General features: G+C 64.9%; 8 protein-coding genes and 3 pseudogenes. 6 read left to right on the plus strand and 5 right to left on the minus strand.

Going from position 1 to position 12581, the window contains the following annotated elements:
* From A5658_RS29345 to A5658_RS11680, 3 genes and pseudogenes are all read right to left on the minus strand, one after another.
* Window positions 1-184, minus strand: a 184-nt coding sequence (locus A5658_RS29345) for a hypothetical protein (RefSeq protein ID WP_369830511.1), incomplete at its 3' end; no start/stop codon positions are given.
* A 94-nt stretch (window positions 185-278) separates the two neighbouring features.
* Window positions 279-1217: pseudogene (locus tag A5658_RS11675) on the minus strand (2,4-dienoyl-CoA reductase FMN-binding domain-containing protein); the annotation flags it as partial.
* Entirely contained in the window at window positions 1214-1810 is a 597-nt protein-coding gene (locus A5658_RS11680; protein ID WP_067334464.1) for a PadR family transcriptional regulator, read from the minus strand. The gene A5658_RS11680 and the pseudogene A5658_RS11675, both read right to left, overlap by 4 nt.
* Before the next feature lie 202 nt (window positions 1811-2012).
* On the opposite strand from A5658_RS11680, the gene fdxA reads away from it, so the two are divergent.
* The 6 genes and pseudogenes from fdxA to A5658_RS11710 all read left to right on the plus strand — a co-directional run bounded on the left by fdxA (window position 2013) and on the right by A5658_RS11710 (window position 10934).
* Window positions 2013-2336: a ferredoxin gene (fdxA, locus tag A5658_RS11685; RefSeq protein WP_067334467.1), complete on the plus strand. Its 324-nt coding sequence runs from the start codon at window positions 2013-2015 to the stop codon at window positions 2334-2336.
* A gap of 23 nt (window positions 2337-2359) precedes the next feature.
* Window positions 2360-3445: a succinyldiaminopimelate transaminase gene (dapC, locus tag A5658_RS11690; RefSeq protein WP_067334471.1), complete on the plus strand. Its 1086-nt coding sequence runs from the start codon at window positions 2360-2362 to the stop codon at window positions 3443-3445.
* Between the two features lie 215 nt (window positions 3446-3660).
* Window positions 3661-5580: pseudogene (locus A5658_RS11695) on the plus strand (APC family permease); the annotation flags it as partial.
* 139 nt (window positions 5581-5719) lie between these two features.
* Window positions 5720-7660, plus strand: a pseudogene (locus tag A5658_RS11700) (APC family permease); the annotation flags it as partial.
* Window positions 7661-7704: 44 nt separating this feature from the next.
* Entirely contained in the window at window positions 7705-10029 is a 2325-nt protein-coding gene (locus A5658_RS11705) for an APC family permease (RefSeq protein ID WP_067334482.1), read from the plus strand.
* A 2-nt stretch (window positions 10030-10031) separates the two neighbouring features.
* Window positions 10032-10934, plus strand: coding sequence for a pseudouridine-5'-phosphate glycosidase (locus A5658_RS11710; protein ID WP_067334475.1), 903 nt, complete (start codon window positions 10032-10034; stop codon window positions 10932-10934).
* Here the strand turns inward: A5658_RS11710 and A5658_RS11715 are convergent.
* Together A5658_RS11715 and A5658_RS29350 are read right to left on the minus strand one after the other, a co-directional pair.
* A complete protein-coding gene (locus A5658_RS11715) occupies window positions 10919-12370 on the minus strand; it encodes an NAD(P)/FAD-dependent oxidoreductase (protein ID WP_067334478.1) in 1452 nt (483 codons plus the stop codon). The genes A5658_RS11710 and A5658_RS11715 overlap by 16 nt on opposite strands.
* Before the next feature lie 97 nt (window positions 12371-12467).
* Window positions 12468-12581: hypothetical protein (locus A5658_RS29350; RefSeq protein WP_369830512.1), on the minus strand; the 114-nt coding region annotated here is incomplete at its 5' end.

The following is a 12581-nucleotide window of genomic DNA, read 5'->3' on the forward strand; positions in this document are numbered from 1 at the left end:
CCGAATCAACATGCCGCAGGCGGCCGAGCAGATCCTGGCCGACACCCACGTACAGCTGATCTCGATGGCCCGGCCCCTGCTGGCCGACCCGGAGTGGGTGCTCAAGGCGCAAGCCGCCCGCGACGACGAGATCAATACCTGCATCGCGTGCAATCAGGCCTGCCTGGATCACGCCTTCGTGCACAAGCCGGTGTCGTGTCTGCTCAACCCGCGCGCCGGCCGGGAGACGCAACTGGTGTTGTCCCCCACCCGGCGCACGCGGTCGATCGCGGTCGTCGGGGCCGGGCCATCGAGATCAGCTGTACGTGGGTGTCGGCCAGGATCTGCTCGGCCGCCTGCGGCATGTTGATTCGGTTCGATGCCGCCACCGGGATGTCGACGTGCGCCGCGACGGCGTTGCTGATGTCGACGAAGGCGTTGCTGGGCACCGAGGTAACGATCGTCGGCACCCTGGCCTCATGCCAGCCGAAGCCGGAGTTGATGATGGTCGCGCCGGCGGCCGCGACTTCGCTTGCCAGCGACAGGATTTCGTCCCAGCTCTGACCGCCCTCGACGTAGTCGGCCATCGACATCCGATAGCAGATGATGCAGTCGGATCCGGTCGCTGCGCGGACGCGGCGGACGATCTCGACGGGAAACCGGCGGCGCTTCGCGGCGCTGCCTCCCCAGCCGTCGTTGCGCTTGTTGGTTCGCTCGGCCAGGAACTGGTTGATCAAATACCCTTCGCTGCCCATGATTTCGACGCCGTCGTAGCCCGCCACGCGGGCCAGCTCGGCGCAGCGGGCGAAGTCGTCGATGGTGGTCTGCACGCTGCTCGAGGAGAGCCGGCGCGGGCGAAAAGGGTTGATCGGGGCCTTGATCGACGATGCGCTGACCGAAAGCGGGTGGTAGGCATAACGACCGGCGTGCAGGATCTGCAGCAGGATTTTGCCACCGGCATCGTGCACCGCGGCGGTGATCGTGCGGTGCCGGCGTGCCTGCGCGGTCGAGGTGAGGTCGGAGGCGAACGGCAGCAGCCAGCCGGTCCGGTTGGGCGCGTAGCCACCGGTGATGATCAGCCCCACGCCGCCGTTGGCGCGTTCGGCGAAGTATTCGGCAAGCCGGTCGGTGTTGCGGGCGCGATCTTCGAGTCCGGTGTGCATCGAGCCCATGATTACCCGGTTGCGCAGCGTTGTGAATCCGAGATCCAACGGGGACAACAGGTTTGGGTAGGTCATAGGTTCTCCTGTCCCGACCGTTTTTGAAGGGCCGCGGTGATCTCGTCGAGCCAGTCGATGGTGCCTTCTTCGGTGCGGATTCCGCCGCGTAGCACGAGGTACTGATGTAATGCACTGCCGCGCAACGACGCTGGATCCGAGAATTGGTTCTTCGCGAATCCCCGGTAGGTGTCCAGCAATTGGGCACGCTCGGCGCGCAGGGCGACAACCTGCTCGATCAGCGCGGCGCGGTCGCCGTAGGCCGCGCCACGCAGCTTGACGGCCAGCTCGCGGACCGCTCCGTCGCCGGCACGGCCGGCGCCCGAACCCGAGCTGCCCGAACCCCGGCTCCCAATCGGCGCGGCGATCCAGCGGGCCAGCTCGGCCCGCCCGGAGTCGGAGACGGTGTAGACCTTCTTGTCCGGCCGCCCTTGTTGTGGGACGACTTTCGCCGATACCCAGCCGTCGGCCTCCATCGTCCGCAGCGTGCGGTAGATCTGCTGGTGGGTGGCGCTCCAGAAGTAGCCGATCGAGCGATCGAACCGGCGGGTCAGCTCGTAGCCGGACCCGGATTGCTCGCACAGCGACACCAGGATCGCGTGGGGGAGTGCCACCGGCGAAGCATAGAAACTTGCGACTACCCTATGCAACTAGTTGCAATGCATTGACGCACATAGTGACCTGGTGCTTGCGTTGTATATGCAACGTCTAGTATCAGTAACCGAGACATCGCACCGCCGGGAAGTGTTACCAAGAAAATTGGTAAGCACCTACCGGCTCACCCAGCCAGCCACTGGAGACCGTGAGGAGACGTCTGTGACGTACACGATCGCCGAACCCTGCGTCGACCTAAAAGACAAGGCATGTATCGAAGAGTGCCCGGTCGACTGCATCTACGAGGGCGCTCGGATGCTGTTTATCCACCCCGACGAATGCGTCGACTGTGGCGCCTGCGAGCCGGTCTGCCCGGTCGAGGCGATCTACTACGAGGACGACGTCCCGGAGCAGTGGAGCCAGTACACCCAGATCAACGCGGACTTCTTCGCCGAGCTCGGATCCCCCGGTGGCGCAGCGAAAGTCGGCCAGACCGACAACGACCCGCAGGCTGTGAAGGATCTTCCGCCGCAGGAGCATGACTGAGCCGCCTGACTGACCGCCGGCGATTGTCGGCGATCTTGCCGGAGTTCCCCTGGGACACGCTGGCCGACGCGACCGCGCTGGCCAAGTCGCATCCGGACGGCATCGTCGACCTGTCCGTCGGCACGCCCGTCGATCCGGTGGCGCCGATAATCCGCGACGCGCTCGCTTCGGCCAGCGCCGAGCCGGGTTATCCCACCACCGCGGGCACCCCGCAGCTGCGGGAGTCGGCGGTCGCGGCTCTGAATCGCCGCTATGGCGTGACCGGGCTGGCCGAGTCGGCGGTGCTGCCGGTGATCGGCACCAAAGAACTCATCGCCTGGCTGCCCACCCTGCTGGGCGCGGGCGCGGACGATCTGGTCGTCGTGCCCGAGCTGGCCTACCCGACCTACGACGTCGGCGCCCGGTTGGCCGGCGCGCGGGTGCTGTTCGCCGATTCGCTCACCCAAATCGGTCCGCAAGCCCCGGCGTTGCTGTTCGTGAATTCTCCGAGCAACCCGACCGGTCAGGTGCTGGGCGTGGATCATCTGCGCAAGCTTGTCGGCTGGGCCCGCGAGCGTGGCGTCGTCGTGGCGTCCGACGAGTGCTATCTAGGCCTGGGTTGGGATGCCGAACCGCTGTCGGTGTTGCACCCGTCGGTGTGCGACGGCGACCACACCGGACTGTTGGCCGTGCATTCGCTGTCCAAGAGCTCCTCGTTGGCCGGGTATCGCGCGGGCTATGTCGCCGGTGACGCCGCATTGGTCGGCGAGCTACTGGCGGTGCGCAAGCACGCGGGGATGATGGTTCCGCGGCCGGTGCAGGCGGCGATGGTCGCCGCGCTCGACGACGACGCCCACGAGCGCGAGCAGCGCGACCGCTACCGCCGACGCCGCGACGCGCTGCTGCCGGCAGTACGTGCGGCCGGATTCACCGTCGACCATTCCGAGGCCGGTTTGTATCTCTGGGCCACCCGCGGCGAGCCGTGCCGAGACACCGTCGGATGGTTGGCGCAGCGCGGCATCCTGGCGGCGCCCGGTGAGTTCTACGGCGCACGCGGCGCCCGCCATGTTCGTGTGGCGCTGACCGCCACCGACGAGCGGATTGCCGCCGCGGTCGACCGTCTGGGCTGAGCTTGCTGGCGCAGCTTTGATGCGCGGTTGTCCACAGGCGTTTGCCGCCGCGACTGGTTGGTAGCCGCTGCAGCGCGTCAAGATTCCGTAAAGAACCCTCTAAAACCAGCTGGATACCCGTTTTCCAACAGGCGATGACCAGCTGAAAACCGTAGGCTCTGCCCGGGTCCAAGCCCGTTTTGCGAAAATCCCCTAATTTGCGCGAGGTGTTTGCTATGTCACAACTGGCCGGCGAGCTACGGATATCGCCGTCGTTTTCCGACCGGTGTAAGAGGGTCTTCCTCGGAAGGCCGATGATCAACGACCAACTCCAGCACGAGCGGCTGTCCAACCCGGTGGCGCTCGGGGTGCTGTCGTGTGACTCGATCTCCTCGACCGCATACGGCAGCGAGCAGATCATGATCGAACTGCTGCCCGCCGCCGGGATGGCCGCATTCGCATTGTTGCTTCCGGTCACTGGTGTCATCCTTTTCGTGCTGCTGCTCGTAGGAGCGTCCTACCGCCAGGTGGTGATCGCCTACACCCGATCCGGCGGTTCGTACGTCGTCGCACGGGACAACTTCGGTCCGAGGGTCGCGCAGGTCGCGGCCGCGGCGCTGCTGATCGACTATGTGGTGACCGTCGCGGTGCAATGCGCCGCAGGGACGGTGGCGGTGGCGTCGATGGTCCCGGCACTCGGCCCCTACAGCCTGGAGATCACCGTCGGGGTGGTGCTGCTGATGTGTTACGCCAACCTGCGCGGCCTGCGGGAAGCCGGCCGGCCGTTCGCGGTACCGACCTACTTCTTCGCGGGCATGGTCACACTCACGATCGTTGTCGGCGTCGTACGCGAGCTTCTCGGAAACCTCGGCCAGTACGACGCGGCGCACATCCCCGGGACGGTGCCACTGCATCAGGGCAACGGCCTCATCATGGGCGCGACCCTGCTGATCGTGCTGCGGGCGTTCGCCAACGGCGGTTCGTCGCTCACCGGAGTCGAGGCAATCTCCAACACCGTCAGCACCTTTCGTCAGCCCGAGGGAACCAACGCGCGCAAGGTCCTGACCGTCAACGTCCTCATCCTCGGATTCTTATTGGCGGGAGTGGCCTGGCTGACTCACATCACCCACGCGATGCCATACGCCGACGGCTACCCGTCGATGTTGTCGGAGATCGTCCGGATGGTCTTCGGCGGCGGCGCCGTCGGGAACGTGTTCTACGTCCTTGTGCAGGTGTCGACGGCGCTGATCCTGTACACCGGCGGCAATACCAGCTTCAACGGATTCCCCGCGCTGGCCAGCTTCGTCGCCGAGGACAGCTTCCTGCCGCGGCCCCTGATGAAGCGTGGCCACCGCCTGGTGTTCTCCAATGGCATCGTCGCGCTGACCGTGCTCGCCGTGGCGCTGCTGATCGGGACGGGCGGTTCGCTGGACGCCCTGGTGCCGTTCTACGCAATCGGGGTGTTCACCGGGTTCTCGATGGCTGGCTATGGAATGTCCAAGCACCACCTCACCGAGCGCGAGCCCGGGTGGCGGTACAAGTTGGTGATCAACTTCTCCGCGGGCGTGCTCTCGACCGTCGTGGTCGGCATCTTCGCGATCGCCAAGTTCACCGAAGGCGCCTGGCTGGTCGTGGTGATCTTCCCGCTCCTGGTCTTCGCGCTGATGCGGCTGAATCGGCAGTATCGCGCCGAGGCATCGGTGCTGGAGACTTCGGTGTCTGAGCCACCCGAGCTGGACAGGCACGACCGGCACCGGGTGCTGATCTTCGTCGACTCGGTCGACTTGGCCGAGGTCGAGGCGGTGCGCTATGCGAAGGGGCTGCAGGCCGACCAGTTGACCGCTGTGCACTTTGTGCTCGATTCCATGCACGCCGAGGACCTGCGGCGGCAGTGGCAGCATGTGGGCCACGTCACAGATCTGGAGATGATCGACTGTTTCGACCGCAACCTGAGCCGGGCGGCTCACGAATTGGTCGTGCAGATCATGGCCGAGCACGCAGACACCAAAATCACCGTGCTGTTGCCGCGCCGGGAGTACTCCCAGTTGCTGGGGCGTTTTCTGCACGACCGCACGGCAGACAAGATCGCCAAGGTGATCAGCAGGATTCCCGGAGCAAGTGCGCAGATTGTGGCTTACGACATCAAGACCAGGATCGCGCTGGCCAGCCGTGCCGCCGCTGAGACCGCGAGGTCGGCGAGCGAGCAGGTTGATCCGATAGAGTTGCCCCGGGCCGCAGCCGACCTACGTGGATGACTTGACTCCACGGGTCGCCGACTCCGGAGGAAAGTGATACGTGGTTACAGCAGCGCGGAGTAATTCGAGCATCAAGCCGTCCTTTAGCGACGGCTGGAAGCGCATCTTTCTCGGTAGGCCTCTGACGAGTGAACAGCTCGAATCCGAGCGACTGTCGAATCCCGTTGCGCTCGGCGCTATTTCACCAGACGCAATCTCCTCGACGGCTTACGGGCCAGAGCAGGTGATGGTCGAGCTGTTGCCGCGTGCGGGAATGGCCGCGTTCACGTTGTTGCTGCCGATCATCGGGGTGATCCTGTTCATCCTGCTGTTGGTGTCCGCGTCCTACCGGGGTGTCGTGATGGCCTACACCCGGACCGGCGGGGCGTACATGGTGGCACGGGACAACTTCGGGCCCCGCGTCGCTCAGATTGCCGCCGCCGCATTGCTGATCGACTACGTGGTCACCGCCGCCGTGCAGCCCGCGGCCGGGACTGTGGCGCTCTGCTCGGCAATACCGGCGCTGCATCCCTACCACCTGGAGATCACCATCAGCGTGCTGGTGCTGATCTGTGTTGCCAACCTGCGCGGTCTGCGGCAGTCGGGTCGGCTTTTCGCGATCACGACGTACTCGTTCGTGGCAATGATCACGCTGACGATCCTGACCGGCCTGATTCGCGAAATCCTTTGGGGCCTACCGAAATACGATCCGGAGCACATCGTCGGTGCAGTGCCGGTGCATCAGGGCAATGGCCTGGTGATGGGTGCCACAGTGCTGGTCTTGCTGCGCGCCTTCGCCAACGGTGGCACCTCGCTGACGGGTGTCGAGGCGATCTCGAACACGGTTAACGTCTTTCGGGAGCCGCAGGGCGTCAACGCCCGTCGGGTGCTGACCATCATGGCCTGCGTCCTCGGATTCCTGTTGGCCGGTGTCGCCTGGCTTGCCTTCGTCACGCATGCCACCCCGTATCTGGATGAGTACCCGTCAATGCTTTCGGAGATCGCTCGCACGGTCTTCGGCCACGGGGTGCTCGGAAACTTCCTGTACTTCGCGGTTCAGGCGTCTAGCGCCGCAATCCTCTTTACCGGCGCGAACACCGGGTTCAACGGTTTCCCCGCGCTGGCGAGTTTCGTGGCCGAGGACCGCTTTTTGCCGCGTCCGCTGACCAAGCGCGGTCACCGGCTGGTGTTCTCCAACGGGATCATCACGCTGACCGCGCTCGCGGTGGCGTTGCTGCTGGTCACTCGCGCGTCGGTTAATGCGCTGGTGCCGTTTTACGCGATCGGCGTCTTCACCGCCTTCGCGATGGCCGGCTTCGGGATGACCAAACACCACCGCACCCGCCGCGGCCCAGGCTGGCACCGCAAAGTTGCCGTCAACTTCTCGGCCGGGTTGTTGTCGACGATCGTGGTCGGCATCTTCGTGGTGGCCAAGTTCACCGAGGGCGCCTGGCTGGTCGTGATCGTGTTCCCGATCCTGGTGTACGCGTTGATCCGACTCAACAAGCAGTACCGCGCCGAGGCGTCGGTGTTGGAGATGTCGCGGACCGAACGACCCGAGCTGTCGAAGTTCGCGCGGCTGCGAGTGTTCGTGTTCGTCGACTCGGTTGACCTCGCGGAGGTCGAGGCCTTGCGCTATGGCAAGGGCCTGCACGCCGACGAACTGCTCGCCGTCCACTTCGTGGTCGACGCCGAACACTCCGCCAAGCTCCAGGAACGCTGGCAGCACTTCGAGCACGACACCCAGCTGCGGGTGATCGACTGTCCCGACCGCAATTTGAGCCGGGTCGCACAGGAATTCGTGCTGCAGGTGAAACGCAACCATCCGGACACCAAGGTGACTGTCCTGCTGCCGCGCCGAACCTATTCCGCGATGCTGGGCCGATTGCTGCATGACCGCACCGCCGACAAAATGGCCCGCGCCGTCAGCCGCATCGCGGGGGCGACCGCGATCATCGTCCCCTACGACGTGGAATCCCGCATCGCCCGGGTGGATCCTGACGCTCTGGCGCCGGCCGGTCACTCCTAGAGCGAGTCAGACGGGTGGTGACAACGTCAGCCGACGAAGCCGAGGTACCCCCGTCTTTCTCCGACGTGTGCAAGCGCGTCTTTTTGGGCAAGCCGCTGATCACGCAGGAACTGTCCAACGAGCGGCTGTCCAATCCCGTTGCACTGGGCGCACTTTCGCCTGACGCGATCTCGTCCACAGCGTACGGTCCCGAGCAGATCCTGACTGAGCTCCTCCCGCATGCCGGGCTGGCCGCCTTCATTCTGTTGCTGCCCATCATGGGCGTGATCCTGTTGATCCTCGCGCTGGTGGCCGCCTCGTACCGACAGGTCGTGATGGCCTATACCAAGGCGGGCGGCTCGTACATCGTGGCGCGGGAGAATTTCGGGCCCAAGGTAGCTCAGGTGGCCGCGGCGGCACTGCTGATCGATTACGTCGTGACGGTGGCGGTGCAGTCGGCGGCCGGCACGGTCGCGGTGGCTTCGGCGGTGCCCGCCCTGGGGCCCTACAGCCTGGAGATCACGGTCGGCGTCGTCTTGCTGATCTGTTATCTGAACTTGCGCGGCCTGCGCGAGGCGGGGCTACCGTTTGCGCTGGCCACCTATTCGTTCGTGGCCATGCTGTTGGTGATGATCGTGACCGGCGTTGTCCGGCATCTGGTTTGGGGTCTGCCGCAATACGATCCCGGTCATGCCGCCGGTGCGGTTCCGGTGCACCAGAGCAGCGGCTTGGTGATGGGCGCAACCGTCTTGGTGGTGCTGCGGGCCTTCGCCAACGGTGGTTCGTCGTTGACCGGCGTGGAAGCAATCTCCAACACCGTCAACGTCTTTCGCAAACCGCAAAGCGTCAACGCGCGCCGAGTACTGACCGCGATGGCCTGCATCCTGGGCACCCTGTTGGCCGGTGTCGGCTATCTGGCCTACGCCACGCACGCTGCACCGTATCTCAGCGAGTACCCGTCGGTGCTATCGCAGATCGCTCGAGCCGTTTTCGGCAACGGTGTGGTCGGCGACAGCATGTACGTGTTGGTCCAGGTGTCGACCGCCGCGATCCTCTACACGGGCGCCAACACCAGCTTCAACGGGTTTCCCGCGCTGGCGAGTTTCGTTGCCGAGGACCGCTTTCTGCCGCGCCAGCTGATGCAGCGTGGGTATCGGCTGGTGTTTTCCAACGGCATCCTGACGCTCGCCGCCTTGTCGGTGGCGCTGCTGGTGTTCACCGGTGGATCGGTCAACGCGCTGGTGCCGTTCTACGCGATCGGGGTATTCACCGGCTTCTCGATGGCCGGCTACGGAATGTCCAAATACCATCTGACGAACCGCGAACAGGGTTGGCGGTATCGGCTGGCGATCAACTTCTCCGCGGCGGTGCTGTCGACGATCGTGGTGGGAATCTTCGCGATCGCGAAGTTCACCGAGGGCGCCTGGTTGGTCGTCGTGGTCTTCCCGGTTCTGGTATTCGGCCTGATCCGGCTCAACCAGGAATACCGCGCCGAGTCGGCGATTCTCGAGGCCTTCCGGACCGATCGCCCGCAGATGACGAAGTATGCGCGGCATCGCGTGTTCGTCTGCGTCAACTCGCTTGACCTCGCGGTGCTCGAAGCGCTGCGCTACGGCAAGGGATTACAGGGCGACGAATTGACTGCCGTGCACTTCATGATCGACTCGGACCGGGCCGCCGAGTTGCGAAAGCGTTGGGACGACTTCGAACTCGATACGCCGCTGCGGGTGATCGACTGCCCCGACCGGCAGATCGTCCGCGCGGTGCAAATGCTGGTTATCAAGGCGAGCAAGGAACATCGCGACACCCATGTGACGGTTTTGCTGCCGCGGCGAACGTATGCACCGGTGCTCGGGCGCTTGCTTCACGACCAAACCGCGGACAAGATCTCGCGTGCTGTCAGCCGCGTGCCGGACGCCGCGGCCACGATCGTTCCCTACGATGTCCAGTCCCGGATCCGCCAAGCCTTCCCGGATATCCTTGAGCAGCGCATTGCCTCCAAGATCGAAAAGGTCGAGATGCGGCTCTGGCGGGGTGAAGAAGAGCCCGCCGAGGACTACGAGCATCCGGAAAAACCTGCGACGGTGATCCAGGTAGACAGCCTGATTCCGGGACGCCGAGCCACGGTCGAGGGCCGCGTCAGCCAAGTCGAAGACGTCACCAAGCGAGGAAAGACGTTCCGCTGGATCGTCGTCGGCGACGACAGCGGCGAGGTCCGCGTCACGTTCCAGCCCGGTCACGGCGACGACATCGAGCCGGGTCAGGTCATTCGCCTCACCGGAAAGGCGAGTCAGAGCGGTAGCAAAGAAGTGGCGATGAATGATCCGAGCTACACGGTGGTCGAGACTCCCGAGGACCCCTAGCCGTGCAGGTTCTTCCCGAGATTTCCGACGCGCTTGCCGCGCGCCGGCCCGTCGTCGCCCTGGAGAGCACGATCATCAGCCACGGGCTGCCGCGACCGGACAACCTGCGCGTCGCGCGCGAAATCGAGGCGGCCGTGCGATCCGGCGGCGCGGTCCCCGCGACGATCGCGATTATCGGCGGGGAGCCGCACATCGGGCTCGACGATGCCGCGCTGCGACATATCGCCGAGAGCGACACCGTAGCCAAGGTCAGCGTGCGCGATGTGGCGGTGCTGGCGGCCCTTCGCGGAGACGGCGCGACGACGGTGGCCGCGACCGCGCATCTGGCTGCGGCGGTGGGTATTTCGGTGTTCGCCACTGGTGGGCTCGGCGGTGTTCATCGCGGTGCGCGCGACAACTGGGACGAGTCTGCGGATCTGATGACCCTTTCGCGGACTCCGATGTTGGTGGTCTGCGCCGGCGTCAAGTCGATCCTCGATGTCGGGGCGACCCTGGAGCGTCTGGAATCGCTCAACGTTGCGGTGATCGGCTATCGCACCGACCGGTTTCCCGGCTTCTACCTGGCCGATTCCGGGCATCCGGTGGGCTGGCGGGTGGAGACGCCCGATCAGGTCGCCGATGTGCTGCAAGCCCGGCGGCGGTTGGGCACCGACAGCTACGGGCTGGTGTTGGCCAACCCCATCGCGGCTGCCGACGAGATGGACCGCGCGTTGCATGACCGAGTGCTGGCCGATGCGCTGGCGGCCGCCGAGACTGCGGGTGTGCACGGCAAGGACGTCACGCCGTTTCTGCTCGACTTCTTCCATCGCGAGACGCGCGGTGCGTCGCTGTCGGCCAACATCGCGCTTGTGTTGTCGAATGCCCGGCTGGCGGCAGAAATCGCAGCCGCTTACGTCAAGATGTAGTCGTCGTCTTTCGGTTGAGTAAGCATGCGGGTCAACCGTTTTCGGTCGAACGGCCACAGATCGATGTGGTTGTCGTCGGCGAAATACCATGAGTTGCAACCGGTGTTCCACACCGTCGGGACCATCGCTTCGGCGATGTCGTCGGCAAAGCGGTCGGTGGCTTCTTCGGTAACTTCGACAGCGGTGAATTCGCCGTCGCGAAAGCGGTTCAGCCACTTGGTGATATAGCGCGCCGTTAACTCGGCGACGTGCTGGAGCGACATAGATCCGGTGGGCGAGTTGGGGCCCAACACCATGAACAAATTGGGAAAGCCGGGGATGGCCGTCATGCCCCAAGCCCGCGGCCCCTTGGCCCAGGCGTCGTCGATCGACAGGCCGTCGCGCCCCCGCAGCGTCATCGGTCGCATGTAGTTGTGGGCCGCAAATCCGGTGGCTAGCACGATCGCGTCGAGGTCGTGGTGGACGCCGTCGGTGGTCCGCAGTCCCGTCTCGGTAACCTCGGCGATCGGGTCGCTGACAAAGCTGGCATTCGGCTTGGCGATTCGCCGGTAGTAGTCGCCGGAGAGCACCTGCCGCTTGCAGAACGGTTCGTAGTCGGGTGTCAGCTTCGCGCGAAGATCTTTGTCCCACACCAGCGCTCGCAGGCACACCTGTCCGTAGCGCTGGGCCGCCCGTCGTCGCCAGGTGGGCCGGATAACCAGGTCGACCAGATAGTCGGAACCGATGAACTGGGACAACCTGACCGCTTTGTCTTGCCTTGGTAGCCGTCGCAGGATCCGGCCGACGATGCGCGGTTGCGGCATTCTCATCGGCATCCACATCACCCACTGCGGCGTACGGGCAAAATGGGTGATGTGTGCCGCGTCAGGCTGCAACGCCGAAAAGACCTGTACCCCAGTCGAACCGGTACCGATGACCGCGACTCGCTTTCCGCGGGTGTCGATGTCAGTCCACCGCGCGGTATGCACCACCGGCCCGGCGAACGAGTCGAGGCCCGGGATATCCGGAATGAACGGGTGATGCAGGATCCCGGTGGCGGCGATGACGAAGTCCGCGTCGATCTGGTCGCCGTCGGCAGTTCGCACCCGCCAACGGTTGCCGGCGAACTCCGCCTCGGTGACTTCGCAGTTGAGCCGCAGGTGCGATTTCAGCTGCAGATCGTCGATCAGGTCGCGGTGATAGCGCTGGATTTCGTCGCCGGTCGCCCAGACGTGGCTCCAGTCCGGCTTCGGCGCGAAGGCGAATTGGTAGCCGTAGGACGGTACGTCGCACCGCAGGCCGGGGTAGCGGTTCCAGTGCCAGACACCGCCGACGTCAGAGCCCTTTTCCAGGAGGGTGAAATCATGGAAGCCGGCCTGCCGCAGGACGTGCGCTACGGCGATTCCAGACATGCCCGCGCCGATGATGACAATCCGCGGGTCCCGCCGTTGGGCCATGGAGGAACGCTATGCCTGTTGAAACCGTAGCGGCAAGAGCCATGGAACCGGACTGACGTCACCTGCCTGCTGGTCTGGGTGCACTGACGGCAACGCATTACGGGGCGTCTTCGTCGTCATCCCTCAGCAGTGTTTCGGGGTGGTGGTAGGTGTTGATGCGGGGTTGGCCGTGGTCGAGGTGGGGTGGTGGGATCCATTGGGTTTGGTAGCG

This window comes from Mycobacterium sp. 1245111.1 (assembly GCF_001673405.1).
GTDB lineage: Bacteria > Actinomycetota > Actinomycetes > Mycobacteriales > Mycobacteriaceae > Mycobacterium.

What these genes read in the sequence shown, in the direction of transcription:
- A5658_RS11715 (WP_067334478.1), bottom strand. Translation starts at nt 12,370, where the DNA reads ATGGCCCAACGGCGGGACCCGCGGATTGTCATCATCGGCGCGGGCATG.